Annotated in this window: 26 protein-coding genes and 1 pseudogene; 2 read left to right on the top strand and 25 right to left on the bottom strand. The window is 37.9% G+C overall.

The window, feature by feature from the left end; genetic code table 11:
• Positions 1-43: 43 nt before the first annotated feature.
• Positions 44-1,993, bottom strand: a complete 1,950-nt coding sequence (gene parE, locus F602_RS0107075; RefSeq protein ID WP_018167272.1) for a DNA topoisomerase IV subunit B — start codon at positions 1,991-1,993, stop codon at positions 44-46.
• 202 nt (positions 1,994-2,195) lie between these two features.
• On the opposite strand from parE, the gene plsY reads away from it, so the two are divergent.
• The gene (gene plsY, locus F602_RS0107070) at positions 2,196-2,837 is read left to right on the top strand and encodes a glycerol-3-phosphate 1-O-acyltransferase PlsY (RefSeq protein ID WP_018167271.1); all 642 of its coding nucleotides are present in this window, start codon (positions 2,196-2,198) and stop codon (positions 2,835-2,837) included.
• An 18-nt stretch (positions 2,838-2,855) separates the two neighbouring features.
• Here the strand turns inward: plsY and F602_RS0107065 are convergent, their stop codons facing one another.
• The 24 genes and pseudogenes from F602_RS0107065 to cpsA all read right to left on the bottom strand — a co-directional run bounded on the left by F602_RS0107065 (position 2,856) and on the right by cpsA (position 25,519).
• Positions 2,856-4,139 (bottom strand): dihydroorotase, encoded by a 1,284-nt coding sequence (locus F602_RS0107065; protein ID WP_018167270.1) that lies wholly within the window; start codon positions 4,137-4,139, stop codon positions 2,856-2,858.
• A 35-nt stretch (positions 4,140-4,174) separates the two neighbouring features.
• Complete coding sequence (locus F602_RS0107060; RefSeq protein ID WP_018167269.1) at positions 4,175-4,513, bottom strand: MazG nucleotide pyrophosphohydrolase domain-containing protein; 339 nt, start codon at positions 4,511-4,513, stop codon at positions 4,175-4,177.
• Positions 4,514-4,522: 9 nt separating this feature from the next.
• Complete coding sequence (locus F602_RS0107055) at positions 4,523-4,990, bottom strand: NUDIX hydrolase (RefSeq protein WP_018167268.1); 468 nt, start codon at positions 4,988-4,990, stop codon at positions 4,523-4,525.
• Between the two features lie 7 nt (positions 4,991-4,997).
• Positions 4,998-5,651: a uracil-DNA glycosylase gene (locus tag F602_RS0107050; protein ID WP_018167267.1), complete on the bottom strand. Its 654-nt coding sequence runs from the start codon at positions 5,649-5,651 to the stop codon at positions 4,998-5,000.
• 287 nt (positions 5,652-5,938) lie between these two features.
• Complete coding sequence (pyrE, locus tag F602_RS0107045; protein ID WP_018167266.1) at positions 5,939-6,568, bottom strand: orotate phosphoribosyltransferase; 630 nt, start codon at positions 6,566-6,568, stop codon at positions 5,939-5,941.
• A 27-nt stretch (positions 6,569-6,595) separates the two neighbouring features.
• The gene (locus F602_RS10925; RefSeq protein WP_018167265.1) at positions 6,596-6,760 is read right to left on the bottom strand and encodes a hypothetical protein; all 165 of its coding nucleotides are present in this window, start codon (positions 6,758-6,760) and stop codon (positions 6,596-6,598) included.
• A 76-nt stretch (positions 6,761-6,836) separates the two neighbouring features.
• Entirely contained in the window at positions 6,837-7,529 is a 693-nt protein-coding gene (pyrF, locus tag F602_RS0107035; RefSeq protein ID WP_018167264.1) for an orotidine-5'-phosphate decarboxylase, read from the bottom strand.
• Between the two features lie 348 nt (positions 7,530-7,877).
• Positions 7,878-8,363: a YbaK/EbsC family protein gene (locus F602_RS0107030; protein WP_018167263.1), complete on the bottom strand. Its 486-nt coding sequence runs from the start codon at positions 8,361-8,363 to the stop codon at positions 7,878-7,880.
• A gap of 6 nt (positions 8,364-8,369) precedes the next feature.
• Positions 8,370-9,311, bottom strand: a complete 942-nt coding sequence (locus F602_RS0107025; RefSeq protein ID WP_018167262.1) for a dihydroorotate dehydrogenase — start codon at positions 9,309-9,311, stop codon at positions 8,370-8,372.
• A gap of 11 nt (positions 9,312-9,322) precedes the next feature.
• The gene (locus F602_RS0107020) at positions 9,323-10,123 is read right to left on the bottom strand and encodes a dihydroorotate dehydrogenase electron transfer subunit (RefSeq protein WP_026183354.1); all 801 of its coding nucleotides are present in this window, start codon (positions 10,121-10,123) and stop codon (positions 9,323-9,325) included.
• Between the two features lie 295 nt (positions 10,124-10,418).
• Entirely contained in the window at positions 10,419-11,465 is a 1,047-nt protein-coding gene (locus F602_RS0107015) for an acyltransferase family protein (protein WP_018167260.1), read from the bottom strand.
• Positions 11,466-11,627: 162 nt separating this feature from the next.
• Positions 11,628-12,467, bottom strand: coding sequence for a LicD family protein (locus tag F602_RS0107010; RefSeq protein WP_018167259.1), 840 nt, complete (start codon positions 12,465-12,467; stop codon positions 11,628-11,630).
• 5 nt (positions 12,468-12,472) lie between these two features.
• Positions 12,473-13,645, bottom strand: coding sequence for an SDR family NAD(P)-dependent oxidoreductase (locus F602_RS0107005; protein WP_018167258.1), 1,173 nt, complete (start codon positions 13,643-13,645; stop codon positions 12,473-12,475).
• A 63-nt stretch (positions 13,646-13,708) separates the two neighbouring features.
• The gene (locus tag F602_RS0107000; RefSeq protein WP_018167257.1) at positions 13,709-14,716 is read right to left on the bottom strand and encodes a glycosyltransferase family 2 protein; all 1,008 of its coding nucleotides are present in this window, start codon (positions 14,714-14,716) and stop codon (positions 13,709-13,711) included.
• Between the two features lie 47 nt (positions 14,717-14,763).
• Complete coding sequence (locus tag F602_RS0106995; RefSeq protein WP_018167256.1) at positions 14,764-15,669, bottom strand: LicD family protein; 906 nt, start codon at positions 15,667-15,669, stop codon at positions 14,764-14,766.
• A 36-nt stretch (positions 15,670-15,705) separates the two neighbouring features.
• The gene (locus F602_RS10440; protein ID WP_018167255.1) at positions 15,706-17,064 is read right to left on the bottom strand and encodes an O-antigen polymerase; all 1,359 of its coding nucleotides are present in this window, start codon (positions 17,062-17,064) and stop codon (positions 15,706-15,708) included.
• Positions 17,065-17,102: 38 nt separating this feature from the next.
• Positions 17,103-17,894 (bottom strand): DUF4422 domain-containing protein, encoded by a 792-nt coding sequence (locus F602_RS0106985; protein WP_018167254.1) that lies wholly within the window; start codon positions 17,892-17,894, stop codon positions 17,103-17,105.
• 11 nt (positions 17,895-17,905) lie between these two features.
• Positions 17,906-19,014, bottom strand: a pseudogene (glf, locus tag F602_RS10435) (UDP-galactopyranose mutase).
• A 2-nt stretch (positions 19,015-19,016) separates the two neighbouring features.
• Positions 19,017-20,432, bottom strand: a complete 1,416-nt coding sequence (locus F602_RS0106975) for a flippase (RefSeq protein ID WP_051070668.1) — start codon at positions 20,430-20,432, stop codon at positions 19,017-19,019.
• Positions 20,433-20,487: 55 nt separating this feature from the next.
• Complete coding sequence (locus F602_RS0106970; RefSeq protein WP_018167252.1) at positions 20,488-21,864, bottom strand: sugar transferase; 1,377 nt, start codon at positions 21,862-21,864, stop codon at positions 20,488-20,490.
• 29 nt (positions 21,865-21,893) lie between these two features.
• Positions 21,894-22,592: a tyrosine-protein kinase gene (locus F602_RS0106965; RefSeq protein ID WP_018167251.1), complete on the bottom strand. Its 699-nt coding sequence runs from the start codon at positions 22,590-22,592 to the stop codon at positions 21,894-21,896.
• A 10-nt stretch (positions 22,593-22,602) separates the two neighbouring features.
• A complete protein-coding gene (locus F602_RS0106960) occupies positions 22,603-23,295 on the bottom strand; it encodes a Wzz/FepE/Etk N-terminal domain-containing protein (RefSeq protein ID WP_018167250.1) in 693 nt (230 codons plus the stop codon).
• Positions 23,296-23,303: 8 nt separating this feature from the next.
• Positions 23,304-24,035, bottom strand: coding sequence for a capsular polysaccharide biosynthesis protein Cps4B (gene cps4B, locus F602_RS0106955; RefSeq protein WP_018167249.1), 732 nt, complete (start codon positions 24,033-24,035; stop codon positions 23,304-23,306).
• 8 nt (positions 24,036-24,043) lie between these two features.
• On the bottom strand, positions 24,044-25,519 hold the full coding sequence (cpsA, locus tag F602_RS0106950; protein ID WP_018167248.1) for an LCP family glycopolymer transferase CpsA: 1,476 nt from the start codon (positions 25,517-25,519) through the stop codon (positions 24,044-24,046).
• Positions 25,520-25,760: 241 nt separating this feature from the next.
• Between cpsA and F602_RS0106945 the strand changes: the two genes are divergently transcribed.
• A complete protein-coding gene (locus tag F602_RS0106945; RefSeq protein WP_018167247.1) occupies positions 25,761-26,663 on the top strand; it encodes a LysR family transcriptional regulator in 903 nt (300 codons plus the stop codon).
• Positions 26,664-26,807 lie beyond the last annotated feature (144 nt).

Here is a 26,807-nt window from a genome sequence, read left to right as displayed (position 1 = left end):
CAATTTTCTCAAAACTTTCTAAACATAATGAACATTTTTTGCCTTAAAAAATAGTTTGTTCTTCCAAAGTAAACTTTACATTATCCTCAATCCACTTCCGACGAGGTTCGACCTTGTCACCCATAAGGACGTTGACTCTGCGTTCAGCACGGGCTAAGTCTTCAATAGTCACACGGATGAGTGTTCTGGTTTCAGGATTCATAGTGGTTTCCCAAAGTTGATCGGCATTCATTTCACCAAGACCCTTGTAGCGTTGAAGAATAGCTCCCTTACCAAATTCTTTACGCAGGTCTTCCAATTCACCATCTGACCAAGCATAGGCAATCTTTTCAGATTTCCCTTTACCCTTAGACATCTTATAAAGAGGAGGAAGAGCGATATAAACACGTCCTGTCTCAACAAGTGGTCTCATATAGCGGTAAAAGAAGGTCAAAATGAGTGTTTGGATATGAGCTCCATCTGTATCCGCATCAGTCATAATAATAATCTTATCATAATTGGATTCTTCAACATTGAAATCAGCTCCTACTCCTGCTCCGATGGTGTAAATCATGGTGTTGATTTCTTCATTTTTCATGATATCGGCCATTTTGGCCTTTGCAGTATTGAGAACCTTACCTCGTAAGGGGAGGATGGCTTGGAACTTACGGTCACGGCCCTGTTTAGCAGAACCACCGGCAGAGTCACCCTCGACCAAATAAAGCTCATTTCTCTGCGGATTTTTAGACTGGGCTGGAGTTAGCTTCCCTGATAGAAGACCTTTATCCTTCTTATTTTTCTTACCGTTACGGGATTCGTCACGCGCTTTACGGGCAGCCTCACGAGCATCACGGGCCTTGATTGCCTTGCGAATCAGATTAGAGGCAACTTCACCATTTTCCAAGAGAAAATAAGTCAACTTCTCAGAAACAATACTATCGACGATTGGTCGAGCCAAAGGGGAACCCAACTTATCCTTGGTTTGCCCTTCAAATTGCAAGTGTGCTTCGGGGACTAGGAGAGAAATGATGGCGGATAGGCCTTCGCGGTAATCTGATCCATCCAAGTTTTTATCCTTCTCCTTTAGCAAACCCGTTTTTCTAGCGTAGTCATTCATGGCCTTGGTGATTGCTGATTTGAGACCCGTTTCATGAGTACCGCCATCCTTTGTACGGACATTGTTTACAAAGGAGAGAATGTTATCCGAAAAACCATCATTGTACTGAAGAGCTACTTCTACCTGAAAACCTTGATCTTCACCAGTGAAAAAGATAACAGGAGTCAGAGTTTCCTTATCTTCGTTCAAATATTCAACAAAATCCTGAACACCATTTTCATAATGAAATTCTTCTTGCTGAACGTCTTCTGAGCGCTTGTCTGTCAAGGACATAGTAACATTCTTCAGCAAGAAAGCTGATTCTTTGAGTCGTTCAGCAATAGTGTTAAATTTAAAATCAATGGTAGAAAAAATTGTCTCATCTGGCATGAAGGTCACTGTTGTACCAGATTTTGATTTTGGTGCTGTACTGACTTTTTCTAGTCCTGTCACTGGCTTACCACCATTTTCAAAGCGCTGCTTGTAAACCGTGCCATCCCGTGTAATTTCTACCTCAAGCCAGCTGGACAGAGCGTTTACTACTGAGGAACCTACCCCGTGTAGACCTCCAGAGGTCTTGTAGCCTCCCTGACCAAACTTACCACCAGCATGAAGGATGGTAAAAATGACCTCAACCGTTGGAATCCCCATCGCATGCTGGCCGACTGGCATTCCACGACCGTGGTCTGACACAGTCAAGCTACCATCTTTATTAATGATTACATCAATGCGATCGCCAAATCCAGATAGGGCCTCATCAACCGCATTATCAACGATTTCCCAAACTAGGTGGTGAAGTCCTGTACCATCAGTTGAACCAATATACATTCCCGGTCTTTTACGGACAGCATCTAGACCTTCCAACACCTGAATGGCATCATCATTATAATTATTTACGTTAATATCTTTTTTGGACATTCGATCCTCCAAATTTTTCATCCTTACTATCTTACCAAAAAAACACAATAAACGCTATAAATAAAGGCTTTGTCTACTTAATTTTGATAATTGAAATCAACGGCTATCAAGCTATTTCTATCGGATGTATCAATCTACAATAACTATTTTCCTGCAACGTATGTTGCATTTCCCTTCTATGTGGTATAATAGAAAAATGGTCATGAATTTTTTATTTTTAATCATTGCTTATTTACTGGGTTCTATCCCATCTGGCCTCTGGATTGGCCAGGTCTTTTTCAAGAAAAACTTACGAGATTATGGCTCCGGAAATACAGGAACAACTAACACCTTTCGGATTTTAGGTCCTAGCGCTGGCATCCTTGTCTTTGCTATTGATTTCCTCAAAGGAACCTTGGCTGTTTGGCTACCCATTGTTTTTCACGCTAATGGATGGTCGCCTATTGTCTTTGGTTTGGTAGCCGTTCTTGGCCATACCTTTCCACTCTTTGCAGGCTTCAAAGGTGGCAAGGCAGTAGCTACTTCAGCTGGTATGCTCATGGGCTTTTCACCAGTCTACTGTCTCTTTTTATTAGCTATTTTCTCTATCACTCTCTACTTAAGTTCTATGGTTTCTCTATCTAGTGTCGTCTCAGCTGGTTTTGCTATCATCACCGTTATCGTCTTCCCAGCCTTCCACTTTATTTTGCCAGAATATGATTTTCTCTTCACAGTTATCATTGTTTTCCTAGGGGCATTTGTAATATTACGTCATCGGGAAAATATTATTCGTATTCAGCAAAAAACAGAAAACCTAGTACCTTTCGGACTGAACCTAACAAAACAATCACCCATAAAAAAATAAGGAACTCTCAAGAGTTCCTTATTTTTTTGTTTCATTGACTTGATAAACTACCCTGCCTTGGCAAATAGTGTATTTAACCTGGCCTTTGAGCTGGTCCCCGATGAAAGGTGAATTGCTTGCCTTAGAAGCAAAGTTAGCCGATACCGTACGGTCTGCATCTGGATCAAAAATAACCAAATCAGCAGGTCCTTTTTCAACCAGATAACCAGCATTCAGGCCATAAAGCTTGGCTGGATTGATGGTCATTTTTTCCAAAAGTTGCGAAAGTGTCAGGTGACCAGGTTCAACTAAATAGGTCAGTCCCAGTGAGAGCGAGGTTTCCAATCCCGTCATTCCGGATGGTGCTTTGGTCACATCAGCCACATTTTTTTCATCTACATGATGCGGCGCATGATCAGTAGCAATAACTGAGATAACACCAGATTTGAGACCTTCGATGACAACTAAGCGGTCTGATTCCAGACGCAGAGGTGGGTTCATTTTTGCATTGGCACCTTTGGTTAAGAGCAAGTCTTCTGTCCTCGAAAAATGCTGAGGAGCTGCCTCTGCTGTCACCCTAGCACCTAAATTTTGGGCAAATTCTACTACCTTCACAGACTCAGCCTTGGAAAGATGTTGGATGTGGACTTTGGCTCCTGTTTCATAGGCAATCATCACATCACGCGCCACCATGCTGTATTCGGCTACTCCAGTTGCCCCACAAATATGAAAATGTTTTTTCGCTACTTGCTCATTCAATCCCAGAACACCATTCAGATTTGGATCTTCCTCATGGAGACTGAGCAGTACATCGTGTTTCTTAGCCAATTGCATAGCATCCCGTAGGACACCCGCATTGGTCAAAGGAATACCATCATCCGAAAAAGCAACAGCTCCATTTGCTAATAGTCCTTCAAAATCAGTGAGATTTTCCCCATCAAATTCGTTGGTGATAGTCGCCACAGTATGAACATGGATATCTTCCTTAGCAGCTGAAGTCAGAACTTCCTTGAGGGTTTCAACTGTCGAAATAGTCGGTGTGGTGTTAGCCATCATAACCACTGAAGTTACTCCACCTGCTGCAGCTGCCAGAGAACCCGTATGGATATCTTCCTTGTGGGTCTGACCAGGCTCACGAAAATGAACATGAACATCAACCAGACCAGGTGCTACAACCAAGCCAGTTGCATCAATAACCTGAGCATCGGGAACTTCGATACCTTGCCCGATTTGCAGAATCTGATCATCTTTTAGTAACACATCTGCCACTTGATCGAATTGTGATTGTGGGTCGATAACACGACCGTTTTTGATGATGAGCATGTATTTCTCCTTTACACTTTTTCCGATTATACTGGTTATTGAAGCTTATTTTGAATAAAATCAGCTAAGTTCATCGTATGATTGTACTTGATAGAAGCGCGCTTGTCTTTTTCGAGAATAGTCTCCGTTAGATTTAAACCGTTGATAGCTGCTAAAGCCACTGCATAATGGATGATATCTGCAATTTCCGTTGCTAGCTCTTGATCTAAATCATCCTTATCTTGAGCTTTTCGGCCGGAACGCTGATTCAGTACTTCAGCCACTTCACCGACCTCTTCTACTAATTTCATAAAGAGACTCGTTTCTACACCATTGGAGTGAATCGCATAGTGCTGTGCTAAATATTCCTGCAAATCTGTGATGTTAACCTGCATATTAGTCTCCTATTCATAAAATCTGACACTGGACTCAACCAGTCTATCTTTCTGATAACTAAACTTAGCTGAAAAGAATGGTTTGTCTTCCAGTAGCCATTTCATAAAAGTATAATCCCCCTCCCAGGTCGGTTTGTTGGGAATCTCTTCGTAAGGTACCCACTCCAAGGTTCCTTCTTTACAATCAATGAGGTCTCCCTCGAAGTCTGTAATCTTGAAAACATAGGTGTACCAGTCATTATCAGGAGTAAATTCTGGAAAGGTGATGATGCCTTTTAATTTCAACTCCTTAACTGTCAAACCTGTTTCTTCTTTGATTTCTCGGATAGCACAGTCCTCTGGTGTTTCTCCCGCTTCTAGCTTACCACCGACTCCAATCCATTTTCCTGCATGGACATCATTCGGTTTTTTATTGCGGTGGAGCATCAGCCATTCCTTACCATTATCCACATAACAAATCGTTGCTAATTTTACCATGGACACCTCATTTCAACCAATCAATAGGAGCTTCTTGATGTTTCAGCAAAAAATCATTTGTTCTTGAAAATGGTTTGCTTCCGAAAAAGCCACGATAGGAGGACAAAGGACTAGGATGGGGAGACTCAATTATCAAGTGGTGTTTGTTTGTAATCAAAACTTTTTTTCTGCGTGCATAGCCACCCCAGAGAATAAAAACAACTGGCCTATCAAGGTCATTCACCAAGCGGATAATCGCATCTGTAAAAGGCTCCCAAATCATACCTGCGTGACCATTTGCTTGGCCTGCAGGGACCGTCAAACAGGCATTGAGCAGAAGAACACCTTGCTCAGCCCAAGAGGTTAAATCGTGGTGATTGCGTGGTCCGACATCATCTGCCAACTCTTTGAGAATATTTTGCAGTGAAGGCGGAGCTGGTAGGTCATTTGGAACTGAAAAAGACAGCCCTTGAGCCTGTTTGGGACCATGATAGGGATCTTGCCCCAAAATAACTACACGTACATTCTCTAAATTGGTTTTCTGTAAGGCGGCAAAAACCTTATCCTGTGGTGGATAAACTGTCCCTTGCTGGTAAACCTGACCCAAAAAAGCCTTGATGTTTCCATAATAGTTCTCAGGTAAATAGGTCTTGATAGCATCATGCCAGGCTGAGTGTTGCATGAAATCTCCTTCTCATCATCTGTATTAAAATACTTTTTCTCTGGTCATTCTAGACCAATTACTACTATTACTATATCAAAAAACACAACCAATATCTACTGTCCCGTTAAGTAGTAAAGGCGCAGTAACACTGGCTACGAATGACAAGTGGTCGATTATAAGCACTGGTAATATAGCGGAGAAAAAAAGCTAGAACCTCTTAAGACAATTCGTCAGTTCTACACTGTAGTGACAGACAGAACTTACTCTTATTGATATGAAATAAGAAGGGAGAACCCTTCTCTTCTTTAATCTTGCCAAGTTTCCTGGTTTTCCTTAAATTTTTTTAGGAGTTGTAGACCATCTGCATTGATATAGCCCTGCACCTTGGCAACCTTGATGAGTTCGCTATAGTTGGACAGAGTTACCAATTTTACTCCTGCATCACTAAAATTTTTAGTAGCCTTTGGGAGTTCGTATGTGAAAATAGCCACTACACCCAGTACTTCCGCTCCTTCACGTTCGGCTGCAGCAACTGCATCCAGAACTGAACCACCAGTAGAGATTAAATCCTCGATAACCACCATTTTCTGGCCCTTAACAATACGTCCCTCTACTTGATTGCCTGCACCATGGTCTTTTGGTTTACTACGAATATAGGCAAAAGGCAGATTCATACGGTCTGCAATAATAGCGCCATGTGGGATGCCCGCTGTCGCTGTACCCGCAACCACCTCCACATCTGGAAATTCTTCCTTGATTTTTGTCACAAAACCATCTTCAATCAAAGTTCTAGTATCTGGATAAGAAAGGGTTATCCGATTGTCTGTATAAATTGGTGATTGAATACCAGATGCCCAAGTAAATGGATTTTCAGGTTGCAAATAAACAGCCTTGATGTCTAAAAGGTGTGATGCGATTTGTGTAGCTAATGTCATCTTATCTTCCTACTTTCATTCTAAAAATTAAATCCGTGCACTTTCTCTATGGCCATCATAACGAACGACCTTATAGCCCCCAAAAAGGGCAGGTTCCATCCGCGAACCCTTGTTTCCTTTGTAACCTTTAAATAGAACATTTTTTGTAAAATGTTCTGTCTTTCCATCATCAATAACGATAGGTAAAACCATCTAAGAATATGTCTTTTGAAATAACCTTTCCCATAAATACCTCCTATATCTCCACTCTGTGAACCAAAAACTTCATCTAACGATTCCATTCATCTTTAATATCTCGATAGGCTTGAACAGGGTCATGAGCTTGTGTAATGGGTCTCCCCACTACGATATAATCACTACCAATCGCACGGGCTGCTGATGGAGTCATGACACGCTTTTGATCTCCAACCTCTGCTCCACTCGGACGGATGCCTGGTGTCAAACAGACAAAATCTGCAGGTGTGGCTTTTTTTATCAATTCTACTTCCTGAGCGGAACAGACAACTCCATCTAAACCTGCCTCGGCAGTCTTTTGAGCATAATGAACAACAGATTCTACCAGACTGGTTTGGATATTTTGAAATTCCTTCATTTGTTCCTCAGATGTGGAAGTCAACTGGGTGACCGCAATGAGTTTGGTTTCAGCTCCCAAACCATCTCTAGCAGCCTTCATCATCTCGACTCCACCAGCCGCATGAACATTTGTCATATCTACTCCCATTCTGGCTAAAGCTGCCATAGCTGACCGGACCGTATTGGGAATATCGTGGAGCTTCAAGTCCAGAAAAACCGAATGCCCTAGAGATTTGACATAACGAACAATCTCAGGACCTACTGCATAATAGAGCTCCATACCAATCTTGACATAGAGTTTTTCATCCGATGGGAAACGAGCCAGAAAAGACTTAACCTGATCAAAGGATGGAAAATCAAGGGCAATAATAGGACGAGTTTCTCTCATATTTTTCCTTTCAGACTTTCAATTTACATTACGACAACTAACGAACATGCTTCTCCACGTTCAAACTGCATCAATTTCTCTAAACAGCTACTCTGCTTTGGAATGTCAATCCTCAAGACACACAGAAAAGCCCCACCAAAAAGGCAAGGCTACACAAAATTTGGGTACACTGCACCCTTTTTCCTGTAGACCTTTGATGCCTCTCTGGACATGATTAAAGGTTATTTGATTACCACCATTGTAACAAGATGTCCCTCCAATGTCAAGGTAAAACAAAGGGTTAGAGTAATTGCAACAAGTCTTTCTTATGACCCAGACTCGTAAAATACCGAATAGATTTCCCCCATCCTAACAAGCTACAATCCTAATCGTATGATCTAAATAATCCATCATTTTTTCAAAATCAGAATAAGCGATGTTGAGAGTGGTGGAATTGATAAAGGGATGAAAACCAACTGTCAAAGAGCGATCTACATCCTCATCCACAACCACCTGAATCCTTTTATCCTTATCAAACATCAATCCAAAAGGTGTCACGGTACCTGCAGGAACATGGAGAAGCTCCTCTAATTGCTCATCACTGGCGAAAGACAAACGCTTCTCTCCTAAGCGCTCTGCTAAATCAGCTATATTGGCCTGTTTTTCATCGTGGAGAATAACCATGTAAAAGTGTCTGCTTTTCTTTGTTTTTAAAACCAGATTTTTAACCTGCTGGCCAGGAAGCGTAAAATCCAAATCTTGAACTGAAGTGATGGCCCGATGATCCAATCGCTCGTACGAAATATCTAGCTTTTTAAGCAAATCATAGGCTTGCTCTTCTTTTGCAAATACCATAGATTCCTACTTTCTAAGAGAATCCCTGACCTTACGACGCAAGGTCTCCAAATCTACAATGCCATACCTGTCCATGACAGATGGTAAATGTTCAATAATGGTTGGACAAGCATACGGATCTGTAAAATTAGCTGTACCCACACCGATCGCTGAAGCTCCAGCAATCATCATCTCAATAGCTGCTTCCGCCGAATCAACTCCACCCATCCCGATAATGGGCAAATCAGAAGCCAACGCCACCTGACGGATAAGCTTGAGGGCAACCGGAAAGATGGCTGGCCCAGACATACCACCTTGACCATTTGCAATAATCGGCTTTCGAGTCGCCAAATCATAGCGAGTACCAACCAAGGTATTAATCATCGTAAAGCCCTTGGCACCTGCTTCTTCCACAGCCTTAGCAACTGTAGTGATATCAGCCACACTGGGAGTCAATTTGACATAGACCGGAACAGCTGAGTTTTCTACACTAGCTTTTACCGCTGCATAGGCTAACTCCGGCACTTGGCCAATCAAGAGTCCTGCATTTCCATGATCTACATTGGGGCAAGAGATGTTTAGTTCAATAGCCTTGACATTTGGTGCCTGAGAAATCTTCTCAGACACATAAGCATACTCATCATTCGAAAAACCAGCTACATTGGCAATAATGGGCAATTCTGGATAATGCTTCTGAAGCCAAGTCAATTTGTCTGCCAGAACTGCATCAACACCAGGATTCTGTAAACCAATGGCATTGAGCATACCTGAAGGCGTCTCAGCTACCCGTGGTGTCGGATTACCAAAGCGAGCATGTTGCGTGGTAGCCTTAATCATGATAGAGCCCAACTTGTTTAAGTCATAGTACTTGGCATATTCTTGCCCAAAACCAAAGCACCCAGAGGCTGGAATAATAGGATTTTTCAGTTCCAAACCTGGTAATTTGATGGCTAAGCGATTTTTTATCATCATCCACCTCCTTATAAGATGATGCTACCTGTTGCAAATACAGGACCGTCCTCGCAGACTCGCTGATTGGCAGCTTGACCCTGATTGCGTAAAGGTACGACACAAGCATAACATGCTCCCATACCGCAGGCCATACGCGACTCCATGGAAAGGTAAGCATGAGGATGATCTTCAAATTTAAGATCTATATACTTTAGCATACCAGGAGCTCCACATGCATAGATGGCATCTGGATACCAGTTCAATCCCTCAATAACCGTTGAAACATAGCCTTTTTGCCCATAGGAGCCATCATCTGTGGTCACATAGACATCACCATAGGAGCGCAACTTTTCCTCCAAAATAACCGCATCCTTGGTCGCAAAACCGATAACAGAGGTAACGCTCAGCCCCTTCGCATGAAGCTGCTTAGCGGTCTCAACTAGAGGAGGAACTCCAATACCACCACCAATCAAGAGAACCCGCTGCCCCGACTCCAGAAAAGACAGATCAAACCCATTTCCTTGAGGCCCCATGGTATCCACCCTATCCCCTGCAACAAGTGTGGACAAAATGGCCGTTCCAGCCCTTTCTACACGGTATACAATCGTCACCTGCTCCTGTTCTTTATTTATTTCCGAAATAGAAATAGGCCGACGTAAAAGCTTGCTTGGGTCTGGCACACGCAGATGAAGAAATTGCCCTACTTCCATATCCCTCACCATCTCGCCTGCCAAAACCATCTCAAAAATCTTAGGTGCAATTTCCCGCTGACTGATAATTAGCAAATCTTCTTTTAGTAACTGCGGCTTTTCGTGACACTTTGCTTGCATAATCTTTCCTTCCATAAAAAAGAACCTCACCCCAAGGGCAAGGCTCATGAAAAGGGTAGAGTTCAAATAAATCCCAACCTTCAAGAAGACAAGGTCTTCCTGCACACTTCTCACTTTAATCCAGTCCACAGACCATCCACCTTGCCAGCCTCACAGGACTTCGTTAAAGGTACTACTTACCTGAATTATAGCCTAAAAAAGAGGAGAGGTCAAGGGAGGGATGGTTAAGCGAAAAACTTCTTTGACCACCTCCAAACATACAAGAGCGTAGAGGAAGCCGTTTCTGCGTATTTATCTACATCTGCTTATTTTTGTTTAGTTTGATATATTTCATAGGATAGAATACAAAATCAATATACGGTATCCTCTTGAAAATGCAGATTGCGAGTACGCTACCAAACCAACCTAGAGCTACCCCCACTATAATGTGTAACAAGGTACTATATACATTTAGTTTTAAAAGAATAATCCTCGATATAGATACGATAGGACCGTGTAATAAATAAACGATGATACTGTCTTTACCAATTGTTGTAAAATAGTTCCCTAAAAGCTTACAGGCACTTAATCTTGGGTAAATTGCAAAAGCCAGAAATACCGAAACTATAAATATCACACCCCAAAAATCTGGTCTAGTATATGAGATGTAATGTACAGGATTCGAATCGTTCCAAAAAATTAGAAAGACTATAATGAAAAATAATGTTGCAAAACTATATTGTAACCAATAGGTTTTGAGGTGTTTATCTAACTGACTTTGCTTCAAATAATAGCCAAGGATAAAGAACAGGGACCAAAGTGATAATTTTTGTAAAATATAACTATCAAAAGGCATGAATAATGCTAGAAGGAAACCAACAAATGAAATGACCAGTAATGTATGTTGACTTTTGACCTTAATACTAATAAATCCAAATACGATGTAAATCCACCAGAGAGTATATAGGTACCATGATACTCCAAATGGTTTTTGGTAAATATTGAGTAGGTCACTCAGTTTAGCCGCATCACGTACAGCTGATCCACCCAAGGTTTGAAGCGAAAATTGTATGATGGAGTAAAATAAATACGGAATGCCTAAAGTGATTATTTTTTGGAAGAGATAATCCTTGTATTGAACTATATTTTCTACTGGTTTGAAAAAATAACCAGAAAGGGCAAAAAACACTGGTATATGAAACAAATAGAAAATTTGTGTAAAGAACAAGAGTTGATGACTGTCTTGAGGAAATTGATTAGATTCAAATAACCCTAATATTACATGGCCGATTACTACCAATAACACTGTCAATCCCTTACCAAAATCAATCCACTCTATTCGTTCTTTCTTTCTTCCTACCATTATAACCAATCTCCTAAATATACAAAGCCTACAGCTATCTTCCGTAGACTTTTATTTTTAAAATACTTTTATTAGACCACTTGCATACTGTCAGATCGCAGTTTTGCGCCTTTCAATTAGGCATTTCCTATTTAGTTGGAAGTGCAAGAGTACAAAAATCGCCTATTGACCCAGGTCGATAATATCAAATTGATGATAAACAATCTTATCCTTCGGTGGCATTTCCATATACTTTTCGCCATAAAAGGAAACAAGAAACTCATGATACTTTTCAGGTGCATTGACTTGAATTCCTTCAAATTCCAATACGACCCCAGTTCCAAATACATCTGACCGAACCAATTCACCCAGCTTGTAAATACCTGGTAAGGTTCCTGCGTATTCTTCTGTCATATCATACTTCTTAAGAGTCTTGATATAGCGAGCCTGCGCACGCTCGTAGTTAATCATTGACTCGATATTAATCCGATTGGCCAAGCCAATAATAACCCTCTCAATCAACGGTCGATTTTTCTTATTCTGGTTCACAATCTTCTTAAACTGAGAAAGTTGTACCAGCATCCGATTCACCAAGTATCGTTTCTCATGAATAAAGCGTTTGAGACCTTTACCAGGCATCCCATCAATTGGAAAAATATCTAACCAAACGCTGGTCTCTGTTTTTTCATGCCCATAAGTAAATACAATCTTTGTTGTCTTATCTTGGACATTCATAAAAGCCTTCGTATGACTCGGTGTATTTTCATGAGTTACCAATTTGTAGGGAAATTCAAACTCATCTTGGAACAAGGATGCTAGGCGATCATAATCAGATCTAGGCATTCCAATATCAATATCATCATCCCAAGGAATGAAACCACCATGACGAACAGCTCCCAAAAGAGTGCCGGATATGATGAAATAGGTTAAATCATGTTCTTGACAGACCCTAATAAATTCCTTTAGAATCCCAATTCCTTTTTTTTGAATAATCCTTAAATTTTCTTGATTTTGATGTGTCATAGTTATTATTTCCTAGTTAAAATCTCTCTTAATTGACTACTGCTTGTTCCTTTGGTATATGGGAAATAGACTATCTCTACTCCTTTTTCACCTAGGACTTTTTCATAGTGATTAAACCGTTCAGTACCTTTATAATCACTTCCAACAAATAATTTATCAAAATGGAATTTCTCCCAAGACTCACTATCTTCTTTAGTAGACTGAGTTGCATGATCAACATACTTACAAGCCCGTACAATTTCCAACCTCTCTTCAAAGGAAATAAATGTTTCTTTTCCTTTATGAGAGGCATCCGCATGAACTCCGACAATGAGATAGTCACATTGTTGTTTTGCTCGCTTTAGGAGCTTCAAATGCCCAATATGAAAGAGATCAAATGTTCCTGAGAGGTAACCAACAACGATCTTTTTCTTCTCATCTAGCACCCGCCCAGAGCTTTGCAGATAGCGGTAGCTTTCTCGTCCAAACTGTGCTGGATCTGCATGATAGCGTTCAAGAACAGATTGATAAACTTCTTCAAACTCAGGAATAAAGAGGGTCTCATTTTGTTCAAGGTGCTTTAAGATTTCTTGGGCCAGTTTATAAACTAAATGTATATCGGTATGGGACGCTCCATAGTATCGTATTCTCGGGATTTTACCTGAAGATACTTCATCTGGAGATACTTCAAGAATGCGATTGGTTGAGCCGACCATCTCCAATTCAACATTGACACTCTCGATTAGATAATGGAGAGCTGCCTTTGAAGCACCATAGACTGAAAACAGTGGAGAGGAGATATGGCCAGCAATTGAAACCATAACGGCAGTTTTAAAGGACTCTTCTGCCACCATACGATCATAAAAATAATGGAGAATCTGAATGGTTGCCAGACTATTGACCTGAAGAAGGGACTCAATTTCCTTGGAACTGAGAGAGGCAAAATGCGCAACTCGATCAAATCCGGCAGCAATAGCAAGAATATCCACAGAGGGATTTTGTTTTAAATGGGAAAGCTCTGATAATCTGAGCTCCATCAAATCAATATATTGGTGACGATACTTGGTTTTATCCACCAGGTATTCCTCATCAGGAACTTGCATATCTAAAATATGGACGTAATAACCTTTTTCAATCAAAGAATTTGTAATTCCTAGACCAATTCCATTACTGCCGCCTATAACTACTGCTTCTTTCATACTTTTATACTTTCTTTTTCTTACAGCTCTACCAAGCTTCTTTAATGTCGGAAAACCTTCAAATTAAAAAGTTGGAATTCCGTTCGGGTAAATCAATTTAATGATTGGGTAGATAAAATAATTTGTTTTTCGACACATGTTAATAAAGAACCCAACCTTTTTAACTGTAGGATGTTTGACAAAAAGATGGTAGAGATCCGGTGACAGCTCCTTTATTGAATCATCAAATTCTTTCAAGGCAGTCGCATTTTTTCTATTTATCGGTAAGAGCATAAAGGTCTTAATAGTGCCGTTGTAAATAGTCAGGGCTCGCATATTCAAATAGGCAATGTTATTATTGTTTTTTTGGTTTGATACAAATTGAATGATATCCTTACAAATCGAAACCATCATAGCCATATTTTTAATCCGAGATTCTTTGCTGACACTCTGGCCATCACGACCAATGCGGTACTGGTAAAGTGGCAGGTCTAAGAATTGAATCGTATCAACTTCTGAGAAGGGCATGGTGGAATAATAAATATCCGTATAAAATATTTTCTCAGGCAAGACTAGTTTAGACTTCTTCAAAACCTCAGTTCTATAAGCCATAGCCCACATACCAATTGGACGATTTAAATACAGCTCATTTAACTGATGCTCACCTGGTTGAAACATATCTCCATATGAGATTGTTTTAACACCTGCTCCCTCAACACATCTGTTGTAAGGGGTAATGAGAACATCACTTGAAATGGTTTCAATTTTTTCAAGGAAAGTATCCAGTGCTTGAGTATCGAACCAATCATCCCCATCCAGCAATTTAAAATATTTCCCAGTGGCATGCTCCATACTGTAGTTGACAGTGCTACCATATCCTCCATTCTCCTTATGTACAGGAATAACACTTTGAGGAAATCTTTCTTGATATTCTTTTGCGATTTCTAAGGTCCTATCCTGACCGCCATCATCGATTACAAAAATCTCCAATTTATCTATATTCTTTGCAGAAACTAAACTTTCTAATGTTTTCCCAATATACTTTTCCACATTGTATGCAGCAATTGATATTGTCAGGATTTTTTCGTCCAATTTTTATTTCTCCTATAAATATAATTGTGAATTACTCCCATTAAATTTTAAGAATCTGGGAACTTAATTTCCAAAATAATATGGGACTCCCTATCTTCAACATTTGGTATTTGCATGTAATCACCGTACATAATTTCCAAATATTTTTCAACATTGACAGGAACATTCCAATTGTAACCTTCAAACTCTGCTTTTCTTGTAAAAGTTAAATCTTTTCTATGAAATAGTTCCCCAAAATAATGTTTTCTACCTGATGGAACTGTTACAAATTTTGTATCATTGTTTTTACAAAGAGAATAGACTGCTTCTGTAATCTCTGTTGACTTTTTTAATGACAAAAAACTAATAAGAAAACCAAGAAATATTTTTATACGGAATGTCGTTCGCACTTCTCTATGTTCCCTCATTATTTCACGCATCAAAATCCTATTTTTATAGAAATTTCTACATGAGAGCATGAGACCCACACCCATGCACATTGTACCATGAATAAATCTCAATATCTTAGAATCAGGAGCGTTTTCAATCCAAAAAATATCAATAAAAAAACCTGATTCTTCAGTATCCATATCTTCTCTACCTCGAAGAATAGTTCCTTTTTTACGAATACGACCAATCGCCATACCGTATCCATGGGTATGAGCAGAATGTATCCAGTATCTATCCCCAAACTTTTTTTCGAAGCTTTGCAAGAATAATTCTCTTTGTCTCCCAAGAATAAAAATATCCATATCATCATCCCAAGGAATAAACCCTTTATGTCGAATTGCTCCAAGAGCACTCCCACCAGATAATGAATAGTAGATGTTTTCTTCTTCACAAACAGAAACAATATCCTCCATAATTGTTAGAAGCGATTGCTGATATCTTCTCAGTAAATCACCTTCTAAACGTATATACTTTTCATCACTAAATTTGATTTTTTTAAAAAGTGATACAGTTGATAATCCCATTGTCTCTCCTTAAACTATACTTAACAAAAACTACTATTACAAAACTTTTATACGAACTCGGCTAAATGTAACTGATTTTTCAAAAATTAGCGATGAAAATAGGAAAATAGTTGCAAAGATCAATACATTTGAAAAATTAAGTACACTTTCATAAAATCTATTTGAAAAGAACAACATTATCAAATCATTAAACAAGAAAGCAAATATCAATAGTCTGTAGTCTACAGCTGACTCCGAAATCGTCTCTCTTACTTTAGTATAGGTCCCAGTATAATACCAAGCAATGATTGAAATCAAAGGTACAATGCCCGAGTACCCAAAATCATACAAAAATTGGTAGAAGGTTGTATACACATTACCTAATCCATATTCCAGGCTATACCTTACAAAAGGTAAATCCAAGAAGTACCTTGGTAATCCAATCCTTGGTAAAATGAAATTATATGCACCAAAGAATGTTTGTTGTCCAAAATAGAGTTGATTAATTGGTAACTTATGTGTTTGAATAAAGACATCCAAATTATATAGTGGAGCACCTGTATAGATAAACAAATAATGAAACAGATTAGTAGTTGTTGATCTACCAAATATTTCTAAGGTTGCAATAAATAAAATCAAAACGATAAATCCCCAAAAGATTAACTTTCCTTGAATTCTCCTATTGATTTTAAAATTATTTCCCTTTCTTAATGTTAAAACATAATACAATACAGCTATAAAAGTAATCAACCTAAAGATAGTCGACCTACTTCCGCCTAAATACATATTCAACATTAAAAGAAAAATGGTGATAATTTGAGAAAAACTTATCTTTTTGCACACAATAAAATTATTAACAACTATATAAGTCGTTAAATAGCCATAAGCTACCGCTAAAATATTTAGCAAGTTGTGGTAACCTGGTAAAAACAGCCCTATTGCTTGATACCTTACTTGATTAAATTTTACTAGATTATCGTACAATGAAATTCTATCAGAAAGAGGTATTCCTGCTTGTCCTACGGCAGCAGAAAGCTGTGTTAGATAGCGATATTTTAAAACTAGAATAAAAAGAAATATAATAATAAAACCAATAGTTAATATCTGAGGTAGTTTGATATATCTGAGTTTTCTAGAACACTTTTTTATATTCTTAGATTCATTTAAAATATTTCTTTGTCTTTTGGCATAATACCAAAATGTAAAAGCAGTAAAAATAAAACAAGATGAAAGTAAAATAATAAAAGTTTCAAGATGAAATGTTAAATCAAGGTAATTCCCTACTAAAATACACATGATGCTCTGTGCTAGAAAGATTAAAGGAAAGACGACTGATGGATTTATTAAATCATTACCAGAAATTTTATAGTTTAATAATGTAAAAATCAGGCATGATGCCATTATTAAGTAAATCATAATTACCCCAATAATACTCCAGAGAGTGAAGCAGAGTATTAAAAACTGCTTCCATATTTTTTGCCAAGAAATTTTGCTTCAAGGAATGATTTCCCTTTTTTAAAAAAATTGACCTTTTCCATATACATGAATGGTACTTCTATTGTTTTTAGTTGTTGATGTGACAACCAAACATTAAACAGACATTCACTTACTCGGCCAAAAAGTCGAGCATCAAATGATGAATATCCATCAACATCTATTCTATTAAACAATTCATCAATGATAGGGAATAGCCACTCACAATATGTATCAGACAGAGGTTTGCTCATAATAAACATATTAAACATGTAGCCACTACGCTGACGCATAACTGCATCATAACTATCTAGATAATCAGGTTGTTGCTCTGCTAGAATCGTCCTAGTTATCTCCAAATGCCGTTTATCATGAGTATGTGCATAGTGAGAATATAAAGTTTCAATATAGTATTTTCTTTTTTTAGGAACAATAACCTCTGCTTGTTCTAATAAGTGTTCTATATCATTTTGATCCAGAATAACATCGTCAATGTCTAAGCCTTCAGTGAATCTTTGTGTTTTTTTTGAAAAATAGCGACGATAGTGTACTAGGCCAAGGTAATCGCAATCTAGGTTTTTCCAAGCCCAATAAAGACCCGTTAGTTCACTATAATAAGGGTTTCGCAACGAAATGTTTTCTCCTGTATTATCTGTTTGATACCCCAGTTCGGCCTTTCCTTCACTACCTACTTGAATAGGAAGATATAGTTTCTTATTTCGGGGCATCTGAAACTTCTTATGTGTTGCTATAATTAGCTTAATATTTTTCAATGAACTCCCCTCTATTTCACTTCATTTCTTACACACTGCAACGCTGCTGCAATGACTTGGTGCATATCATAATAGCGATAATGACCAAGTCGCCCACCGAAGATAACATTCCCTTGTTCTTCTGCCAATTGCTTATATTTCTTGTATAGATGATTGTTGCGCTCATTATTAATTGGGTAATAAGGCTCATCACCTTTAGACCATGTTTTTGAATATTCCTTAGTAATTATTGTTTTGGGTTGAGTCCCAAATTCAAAATGTTTATGCTCAATAATACGCGTATAAGGTGTGTCAGCATCTGTATAGTTCACAACCGCATTTCCTTGGTAGTTTTCTATGTCCAAGGTCTCTGTCTCAAAACGAAGGCTACGGTATTCTAGTTCACCAAGCTGATAGTCAAAAAACTGATCAATCATCCCAGTAAAGACAATTTTAGGATAGTTAGCAAGATATTCTTCCTTATGAGAAAAAAATCAGTTCCTGTCTCTACATCTATATTTTCATGATCTAACATTTTTTCAACAATTTGGGTATATCCTCCGATTGGTATTCCTTGATAAGTATCGTTAAAGTAATTGTTATCGTATGTTAGACGTACTGGGAGTCGGCGGATGATAAAGGCCGGTAACTCAGTTGTCTTCTTGCCCCATTGTTTTTCCGTATAATCCTTAATCAATTTTTGATAAATATCTGTCCCAACTAATGAAATAGCCTGTTCTTCCAAATTTTCAGGTACCTTACCATTCAAAACTGCGCGCTGTGCTTCAATTTTTTCTTGTGCTTCAGCTGGAGTCACCACGCCCCATAACTTATTAAACGTGTTCATATTGAAAGGCAGATTGTAAATCTCACCCTTATAGTTAGCAACTGGAGAATTTGTGTAGCGATTGAACTCTGCAAATTGATTAATATATTCCCAAATTTCTTTGTCAGAAGTATGAAAAATATGTGCACCGTATTCATGCACCTGAATTCCTTCAACTTCTTTTGTATATACATTACCTGCAATATGTTCGCGCTTCTCAATGACCTTAATCATTTTCCCTTTTTTGGCAGCCTCATGCGCAAAAATAGCACCAAAGAGTCCCGCACCAACTACCAAATAATCATACTTTGACATGTTTATCTCCTATTTTTAACAAAATGAATTAAATACATTGAAAAATCTTCTTTTAGGGCTATGCTCGTTGTTAAATACACAATCCCAAAGATACTTGTAGAAACAACTAGGGTAAAGAACAAAGATAATGTTCTAGTGAAAAATACTGTTACCACAACAGATGAAGCAGAGGCGACAATGGTCGCAAGCACATTTTTCTGAACTTTAACCTGTCCAACAATTTCTTTTAAAAAATTTCTAAGTACATATACTTGATAAATTGTCACAAACAACTCTGCAATTAAAGTTCCTAGGGCTGCACCCGTCGCTCCGAAACTTGGAATGGTGATGATATTAATCATTAAATTGACAACTGCACCAAGCAAAACTGAATTTAGAACATCTTTCTCTCTATCCATTGGAACTAAAATTTGAATACCTAGCAAGTTCGATATTCCAATGAAGAATAATGTGGGCATTATAATTTGCATGGGAACAATGGAGCCAGCATATGCTTCACCTGATAAAAAATAGACTCCTTCCTTAGCATACAAAGTAAAAAAGACCCACAAAGGAACGGATAAAAAGCAGACAAATTGAAGCGACCTGATTGTTAACTGCTTAAACTCTTTCTCTCGCCCTTCCTTAATGTAGAAAGACAGTCTAGGCAATAACACAGCTCCCATGGAAGTGACAAGACTGACCAATATAGTTTTTATTTTTACAGCAGCATTATAATATCCTACCGCTTCATCGCCCTTCAAAAATCCTAACATGACGGAGTCCAAGTTCGTGTAAACTGTGGTTGCAATGGTCATGATGAAGAAGCTAAAGATTGGCTTGATATGCTGTCTTAAATTCATGTTGGGGAACCAAGTCATATTGAGGTACTTTCTCAAGTTTATAAAATTAAACAGATTGGATCCAACGCCTGCAAGAATGGTAATGCCACCATAAATGACATAATCACTTTTCTGATGAACCATCAGAAACATGAGAATTAGTGAAACTAGTTTTAGTATAATGGAACGAATTGTAATATAAGTGTATTGTTCCATTGCTTTATAAAGCCACTCACATCCAATAAGATTAAATACCAAGGTAGCAATATTTATCACAAATAATGTCTTATCTTCAGCCATTCGAGGGACTAGAAAGATGGCTAATACATAGAGCAACAAAGATATTGACATCGCAATGGAATTGATAATCATTATTTCCTGAACAGTCTTAGAGAGTTCATCGCGATTATCTCGAACCTTTGCACATGCTCGAATACCGTATGTTGGTATCCCTAACATCCCAATCATAGAAAAATAAGACACAATTGAAGTAGCAAAAGCAACCTTTCCTGTTCCAATGGGTAAAAGCACACGTGAAACATAGGGAAATGTAATCAATGGGAAAATAAAATTAGACATCGTCAGGATAAAATTCATGATGATATTTAATTTTACTGATTTTTGTCTGACTGTCTTAATTCTTTTTCCCACCTTATCTACTTCCTTCTCTTTTTAAAACAACCGCAAAAGTTTTTAAAATTATCTTTATATCTTGACCAATTGACCAATTTTGGATGTATTGATTATCTAATGAAACAACCTCTTCAAAATTTTTTATATTACTGCGTCCACTTACTTGCCATAATCCGGTAATTCCAGGTTTTGTTGCTAATCGTTTAAAATGATGAAGTTCATATTGTTGATATTCTTCAAGAGTCGGCGGCCTAGTCCCAACCACGGACATATCCCCCTTAAGAACATTCAAAAATTGTGGTAATTCATCAATCGACCAGTCTCTCAGCTTTTGTCCAAACGGAAAAATCCGAGGATCATTTTCCATTTTAAACATCAACTCTGTTTCTAATTCATTTTGTACTAGTAGTTCTTTTTTTCGTTCTTCAGCATCCATATACATGCTTCGAAACTTGTACATCTCAAAAATTTTACCATTTTTACCAACACGTTTCTGTTTAAATAATAGTGGACCAGGCGACTGTCTCTTGACAACTGATCTAATCAGTATAGCTACTATCCCAGTTAAAACAAGTCCAATCAATGCAATAGAAATATCCATTATCCTTTTTAGAACGACTTGTCTAAATTTTACAATGGTAATTGCAGATGTCACAAAAGTGAAATCTGATATTCTTTTTATGACACTTTTTCCGAGATAGTAATCAGAATAGCTATTAATATTTATGGTAATTGGAATTCCAAGTATTCTTAAATAGCGCATGGTTTCAACAAAATCTGATTTTATATCCGTGTCTACAAAAATTTCATCAACTTGATTTTTTGCAATAAAATCCCTAATCTCATCTATATCGGAAATGACAGGTATGTGCAAATTGAAATACTTAGAATTACTACAATATGCAACAATGTCAAAATGTTCATTTACTAGTAATTTTTCGAGTTTCCTATCATCTGCAAAATTAGTTACTAATAATACTTTCTTTTTACTAGGTTTTTGATTTTTAAGTAGTTGTTTTACAAGAAGTCGACCACAGTAGACAAGTATAATGGATAGTAAATAGATTTGTATAATAAAAACGTAAGAAATTGTCGCGATATCCGATAAAAAACGAAATTTTCCAACAAGCAAGACGAAAGCAAACAAAACAATTGCTTTCATTCCATAAATGATAGCTCCTTTAGCTTCCTTAAGGTACCCTCTATCTGTGATATCAGAATATTCATCAGACATAATTCCAACCGTAGTCATCAGTAAAATGAATACTAAAGAAAAAAATTTGCTATTGAAAAAATCATAATCATAAAACATAGCTAGAGTCCAGTACGTAATGGTCATAGCAATTATATCAGATAGTAAATAAAATAATTTCTTTTTCGAATCCTCGCTATACATCGTCTCCCTCTATAACTATCTTTTATTTTCTATTTTGTTTGTTTTCCATAGTTTCCATAGGCTCCATACGATCCATAAGAACCATATTTATCCTTTGTGGTATCTACTTTATTTAAAATAACTCCCAAAAATTGGGCTCCACTTTGCTCCATCTGATCAACAGCTTTTTTAACGAACCGACGGCTAATAGCTCCGGATTCTGTTACCAAGATACTGCCATCCGTTTTTTGAGCAACGATAGCTGCATCTACTACTAAACCGATTGGTGGAGTGTCGACAATAACATAGTCATAGTTTTGTCGAACTACTTCAATCATCGACTCAAAACGTGGATTCTGCAACAGCGTTGTTGGATTGGGTGGGACCTGTCCAGCAGGGATAATATGCAGATTTTCCTCACTAGTGCTATGGATGATATCTCTTAAATGAACATGACCTGATAGATAACTTGTTAATCCATGATAGGCCTCGTCAGCCTTGAATGTTCCAGTCATCACCGAATTACGGATATCCGCATCAATTAAAAGGGTTCGATAACCTGCATTGGCAAATGAAATAGCTAAATTAGTCGAAGTTGTTGATTTCCCCTCACTAGGGTGAACGGAAGTCACTGTAATCACTTTGAGATCACTTCCGCTAAATTGAATATTGACCTGAATAGCGTTGTAATATTCCTCCATGGCTTTCACCATTTGAGCTTTAGCTCTTCCAAGTACAAATTGTGACATATCTCTCTCCTTATATCTTTTCTGTATCTGGTACAACCCCAATCAGAACTAGTCCAAGAACTTCTTCAATATCTTCCGGACGACGAACACGATCATCCACTAATTCCAGAAGTAAGATCATAACGACTGTAAGAAATCCACCGACTAATGCTCCCAATAAAACATTCCGACTGATGTTTGGTGAGGATGGTGTTTCAGGTATCTTAGCCTCTTCAATGGTAGTCACATCTTCAACTTTAGTCACCTCTTTGATTTTTTCTGAAGCGATCATTCGAAGTGTATTTGCCAATTGCTGAGCTTCTTCTGGCGATTGACTATTCACTGAAATTGTAATAATACGTGTATTAACTGGTATCACAACCTCAATATCAGAAATCAAGTCTTTGGGAGTAGTGGTCAACCCCTCACGCGCAATGACATCCAACAAGACCGAATCAGAAGTGATGATTTCTTTATAGTCATTTACCAAATAAGAACCAGCTTGTAAATCTTGGGCTGTTAAATTATTTGCTTCTGTTGCTTGATTTGCAACATAAATTCGAGTTGAGGAAGTATAGGTGGGTTTTAAGATAAAAATGCTAATCAACAATGCAATCAAGCCAAACAAAACTGTGCTAAAAACAATTAGCACCTTTTTCTGCCATAGCTTTCTCAACAAATAAAGCACATCTATTTCAATACTATTTTGTTCCGATGTATTCATAATATCTCCTATAAATAATCATTATCTAATAATGTTGCGGGATTTAGGTAAAACAGCTCATTTGCCCGTTTCGCTCCAAAATCCTTATGGATAATTTGGTAGGCTTCTTGCATAAATGGCTTCCTACTATCTAAGTTGTGCATATCACTAGCAACACAGTGAACCAAGTCTTCTTCTAAAAAGAAGCGTGCACGCTTTTTAAAGATTTTGTATTTGTCTCCAAACAGTTTAGCTTTGAGGACGTGGGAGCTGTTGATTTGAGTGTAACACCCCATATCAATCAGCTCTCGTACCCTTCTTGCATCAAACTCCAAGGCATTGTATCGTTCAATATGAGCAATGATGGGGGTGACCCCGATAGCCAAGAGATTTTTGAGAGCTACATGTATCTCTCTCCAAGGAGTGGTCATACTAAACTCAACCAAATAGAAGCGTGTATTGGCCATGCTAGGGACCATCTTATTTTCGATTTTTCCAAGCAAGGAATTGGTAAAATATAATTCCCCACCAAAATGAAGTTCTAAATCTGGATAGAGTTTTGTAACTTCTTCTTTCACAATCTGAAAATTTGCAAAGATTTTTTCTTCTGGTTCTTCAAACATCCCTTTTCGTCTGTGAGATGTTGAAACAATAGTACGTACACCTTGAGCGTAACTCTCTCCAATCAAATCCAAACTCTCCTGAAGAGTTCTTGGGCCATCATCAACGTCAAATACGATATGTGAATGAATATCAATCATGGTGCTGACTAATTTCCTTCCATGGTATTTTTTATAGCTTGCTTAGCTGTTTCTACACTTGTTTCATCCAAACTGAGCATATAAAGTGCTGCACTTGGCATAGCGTACGATGGCAGTTGACCAGTAGAACCCGAACCAGTAACATCCTGCGATGAAACAACAAATGAGCCACCCGATGATAACTGTTTATTAGCCAAATGCATCATCGTTTCATATGGCATATTTGTTTGAATCGATTGTTGTAGACTATTGATTATATTTGCGAAGTTGGCAATAGAATTAACAGAAGCTAGTTTATTGATAATGGCAGAGATAACCTTTTGTTGGTTACGTCCACGATCAGCATCTCCTGCCTGCAATGAGTAACGCTCACGGACAAAGGCCAAAGCATGTTCCGAATTTAACATCACATTTCCGGCTGGAAATGTATAGCCACCAACATGACTGACAAATTCTTGATCGTTGTATACTTCAATTCCACCGATTACATCAATCAACTGTAGGAAGCTAGTAAAGTTAATTCGGGCATAGTAGTCAATGTTGATATCATAGAGTCTTTCTAAGGTCTTCATGGATGTTTCAACACCGTAAATCCCTGCATGGGTTAGCTTATCATATTGATCACCACCACCGTCTGGAATCTGAACATAAGCATCCCTAGGTGTTGTGGTCAAGAGAATCTTATGAGTATTCATATTGATGGTCATGATAATGTTCACATCAGAGCGAGATACTGTCGATATACTTCCGTAGGTATCAATGCCACTAATATAAATATTAACAACGTTGGAATCTTGTTCTGCTTGATTTTCGGCTGGACTTACGTTTATCTCTTTGGTGATTTTAAAGGTGTAGAGTGTCCGGATTTTTGATGCATAGTCTGGATCACTCAATTCTAAGAGACTGACATAAGCACTGTTTAAGATCATACCTTGAGTCGTACCTGATAACAGATTATCGTAAGCTTGTTGGTAAGAATCAACTACTTCTGGCGCCAAATCAAGATTTTTATTCACCTTTAAGTCATTGATTAGCGCCTGAATATTTTCTGAGTCATTATGGACAGGTGCCTGTACTTGTCCCAATTCAGCAATATCTTGAATGGAACTTCCAGTCGGAACAACCACACTCATTTCAATCTCAGAATAAGAGGCAGTATGGTTTAATTTTTCAGCAACTTCGACGGTTGATTGTACAAGATAGAGTCCCGCAGTTGCAACTAGTGCAAAAAGCAATAAAAAAATGGTTGTTCCAATCTTAGCACGTCTACGTAGAAGGAAAATCAATGAGAACACAAAAACAGCAATCAGAACAACCGTTAAAATAATGTTAACGTATCTGAATGCAAGAAACTGATGTGAATACATTTTGAAGATAAAGAAGCCTGCAAGAATGGTATAAAGTGCTAAAAAGCCAGAATTAATAACCAACCATGTCTTACTTACTGATTTACTTGTTTTTTCATTCCGTAAATGTCTAGACATAAAATCTCCTAATCTTAGTCAAGTTTGAGCCTGTATTTGTTTATAATAGCACAATCCAGCTATTTTTTCAAGTGCCATTCATGTTTATTCTTACAAATAATTGACCCTCATCTAGTAGCATTAGTTTATGTTTTCTTTTACTATCAACAACTTTTTCTAACGATATTATCGTTTGTGTTTTGCATAAAATAACAATTGTAAATTTCCAACAATCTCCGTTAAAATATGGTAAACTAAACCTATGAGAATCCAACAATTATACTACATCATCAAAATTGCTGAAACTGGTTCCATGAACGAGGCAGCCAAACAACTGTTCATCACTCAGCCTAGCCTATCGAATGCTGTCAAAGACTTGGAAAAGGAGATGGGCATTGAAATCTTCCATCGCAATCCAAAAGGGATTACATTGACCAAGGACGGCATCGAGTTTCTTTCCTATGCCAGACAGATAGTGGAACAAACAGAACTTTTGGAAGAACGCTACAAAAAACCAGATGGAAACAGAGAGCTCTTTAGCGTCTCCTCACAGCACTATGCTTTTGTTGTCAATGCTTTTGTCAGTCTCCTTAAAAAGACAGATATGGAGCGTTATCAGCTCTTCCTACGAGAAACAAGGACATGGGAAATCATTGATGATGTGAAAAATTTTCGTTCTGAAATTGGTGTTCTTTTCCTGAACGATTTCAACAGAGATGTTCTTGTGAAGCTTTTAGATGATAATCGTCTAACCTACACACCTCTCTTTACCGCAAAGCCCCATGTCTTTGTCAGCAAATCGAATCCTTTGGCTCAAAAAGAGAGTGTACGTTTGGAAGATTTGGTAGATTTTCCTTATCTGAGTTATGAACAAGGGATTCACAACTCCTTCTATTTCTCTGAGGAAATTCTTTCTCAGGAACATCACAAAAAGTCCATCATCGTATCCGATCGAGCGACTCTTTTCAACCTCTTAATCGGTTTGGATGGTTACACGATTGCTACAGGAATATTAAACAGTAACCTAAATGGTGACAACATCGTAGCTATTCCCCTAGATTACGATGACAGCATTGAATTGGTTTTTATCCAGCATGAAAAGACGATTCTATCCAAAATGGGTGAAAAATTTATTCAATATCTTTTAGAAGAAGTTCCTCGATAATATAAATAACATTATATATAAGAAAGTATCTATTTATCTAGATATTTTTTCTAAGAAGCAAAAAATAATGAAAAAAGTTGAAAACTTCCCTGTTAAAAATTGAAATTATTTCTTATTTCAACAGGGAAACGCTTTCACTTTTTT

This window comes from Streptococcus minor DSM 17118 (genome assembly GCF_000377005.1).
Taxonomy (GTDB): Bacteria; Bacillota; Bacilli; order Lactobacillales; family Streptococcaceae; genus Streptococcus; species Streptococcus minor.
The sequence above is the reverse complement of the archived record's forward strand: the minus strand, read 5'-3'. Positions and strand labels throughout refer to the sequence as shown.

Excerpts from the sequence above, each read along its gene's own strand:
- parE (WP_018167272.1), bottom strand. The coding sequence starts at position 1,993 with ATGTCCAAAAAAGATATTAACGTAAATAATTATAATGATGATGCCATT.
- plsY (WP_018167271.1), top strand. The coding sequence starts at position 2,196 with ATGAATTTTTTATTTTTAATCATTGCTTATTTACTGGGTTCTATCCCA.
- F602_RS0107065 (WP_018167270.1), bottom strand. The coding sequence starts at position 4,139 with ATGCTCATCATCAAAAACGGTCGTGTTATCGACCCACAATCACAATTC.
- F602_RS0107060 (WP_018167269.1), bottom strand. The coding sequence starts at position 4,513 with ATGCAGGTTAACATCACAGATTTGCAGGAATATTTAGCACAGCACTAT.
- F602_RS0107055 (WP_018167268.1), bottom strand. The coding sequence starts at position 4,990 with ATGGTAAAATTAGCAACGATTTGTTATGTGGATAATGGTAAGGAATGG.
- F602_RS0107050 (WP_018167267.1), bottom strand. The coding sequence starts at position 5,651 with ATGCAACACTCAGCCTGGCATGATGCTATCAAGACCTATTTACCTGAG.
- pyrE (WP_018167266.1), bottom strand. The coding sequence starts at position 6,568 with ATGACATTAGCTACACAAATCGCATCACACCTTTTAGACATCAAGGCT.
- F602_RS10925 (WP_018167265.1), bottom strand. The coding sequence starts at position 6,760 with ATGGTTTTACCTATCGTTATTGATGATGGAAAGACAGAACATTTTACA.
- pyrF (WP_018167264.1), bottom strand. The coding sequence starts at position 7,529 with ATGAGAGAAACTCGTCCTATTATTGCCCTTGATTTTCCATCCTTTGAT.
- F602_RS0107030 (WP_018167263.1), bottom strand. The coding sequence starts at position 8,363 with ATGGTATTTGCAAAAGAAGAGCAAGCCTATGATTTGCTTAAAAAGCTA.
- F602_RS0107025 (WP_018167262.1), bottom strand. The coding sequence starts at position 9,311 with ATGATAAAAAATCGCTTAGCCATCAAATTACCAGGTTTGGAACTGAAA.
- F602_RS0107020 (WP_026183354.1), bottom strand. The coding sequence starts at position 10,123 with ATGCAAGCAAAGTGTCACGAAAAGCCGCAGTTACTAAAAGAAGATTTG.
- F602_RS0107015 (WP_018167260.1), bottom strand. The coding sequence starts at position 11,465 with ATGGTAGGAAGAAAGAAAGAACGAATAGAGTGGATTGATTTTGGTAAG.
- F602_RS0107010 (WP_018167259.1), bottom strand. The coding sequence starts at position 12,467 with ATGACACATCAAAATCAAGAAAATTTAAGGATTATTCAAAAAAAAGGA.
- F602_RS0107005 (WP_018167258.1), bottom strand. The coding sequence starts at position 13,645 with ATGAAAGAAGCAGTAGTTATAGGCGGCAGTAATGGAATTGGTCTAGGA.
- F602_RS0106995 (WP_018167256.1), bottom strand. The coding sequence starts at position 15,669 with ATGGGATTATCAACTGTATCACTTTTTAAAAAAATCAAATTTAGTGAT.
- F602_RS10440 (WP_018167255.1), bottom strand. The coding sequence starts at position 17,064 with ATGATTTACTTAATAATGGCATCATGCCTGATTTTTACATTATTAAAC.
- F602_RS0106975 (WP_051070668.1), bottom strand. The coding sequence starts at position 20,432 with ATGAATTTTATCCTGACGATGTCTAATTTTATTTTCCCATTGATTACA.
- F602_RS0106970 (WP_018167252.1), bottom strand. The coding sequence starts at position 21,864 with ATGTATAGCGAGGATTCGAAAAAGAAATTATTTTATTTACTATCTGAT.
- F602_RS0106965 (WP_018167251.1), bottom strand. The coding sequence starts at position 22,592 with ATGTCACAATTTGTACTTGGAAGAGCTAAAGCTCAAATGGTGAAAGCC.
- F602_RS0106960 (WP_018167250.1), bottom strand. The coding sequence starts at position 23,295 with ATGAATACATCGGAACAAAATAGTATTGAAATAGATGTGCTTTATTTG.
- cps4B (WP_018167249.1), bottom strand. The coding sequence starts at position 24,035 with ATGATTGATATTCATTCACATATCGTATTTGACGTTGATGATGGCCCA.
- cpsA (WP_018167248.1), bottom strand. The coding sequence starts at position 25,519 with ATGTCTAGACATTTACGGAATGAAAAAACAAGTAAATCAGTAAGTAAG.
- F602_RS0106945 (WP_018167247.1), top strand. The coding sequence starts at position 25,761 with ATGAGAATCCAACAATTATACTACATCATCAAAATTGCTGAAACTGGT.